This is a genomic window from Nostoc sp. UIC 10607 (genome assembly GCF_047228265.1).
GTDB classification, from domain to species: domain Bacteria; phylum Cyanobacteriota; class Cyanobacteriia; order Cyanobacteriales; family Nostocaceae; genus Nostoc; species Nostoc foliaceum_A.
The window spans coordinates 1-812 of the sequence record NZ_JBIQNW010000219.1 but is presented as its reverse complement, the minus strand read 5'-3'; the positions used below and the strand labels follow the sequence as shown (position 1 = coordinate 812).

Annotated in this window: 1 protein-coding gene; it reads left to right on the top strand. The window is 42.0% G+C overall.

Going from position 1 to position 812, the window contains the following annotated elements; translation table 11 throughout:
* Nucleotides 1-812: hypothetical protein (locus ACEYW6_RS36495; RefSeq protein ID WP_412983653.1), on the top strand; the 812-nt coding region annotated here is incomplete at both ends.

The following is an 812-nucleotide window of genomic DNA, read 5'->3' as shown; positions in this document are numbered from 1 at the left end:
CAACGGAGAGTATTATGCGGTTGGGTTTTTGGCCCAAAAGTATTTTGAAGCGCGAATCAATTTTTTAGAACTCAAGTATGAGAACGCGATTCCAAAAACTTTAGCAGCAGTGGGGGCAATAGCGATTAGAGAAGGATTGAAGTCCAACCTTGATTTATCGTTGGGACTGCTGTTGCCTTATGGGGAGTGGGAAGACAGGGAAAGATTGGAGATGGGTTTAACCAAGGCACTGTCTAGCTTTAGCTTTCGAGGTCAACAATTTTGTGTAAATCTGATCAGCTTTCAGTGTTTGCCGGAGGGTGGGGGACTGGTATTGACGCGAAGTAAAAAACTCGGCACAGACTTTAATAAAGTGAACATTGCTGTGGTGATGCTGGGTTTTCGGGATATATCAGCCGTAATCTTTGAGCGGGGTATATCAACTGGAAAAACAGAAGGTTTGGGTTTAGCCTGGATGCTGGAGAGAATCAAAAGCCGAACATCAGGACAGAACTTACATGATTTGTTAAAGGCTGTTCATCTATCAGGTTCAGCGTTAAAACCGAGATACTTTAACACCTTGGCTCGGAGTAAGAATGCTGAGTTTAAAGCTGAGGAAGTAGCACAAATTGTTGAAGTAGCGGAGTTGTCTCGGAAAGAATACTGGAATAAAGTATCTATTTGGCTGAGTATGAATATTCCTGTTGATATTCAGCAAGTAATTATTGGTGGGGGAACATCGGAATATTTAGTTGCTGAGTTGAAAAACTTATTTACTTATACCGAGATTTCATGGGCGGCAGAATTAGAAGAGGATGTGCGCTTGGCTTTTA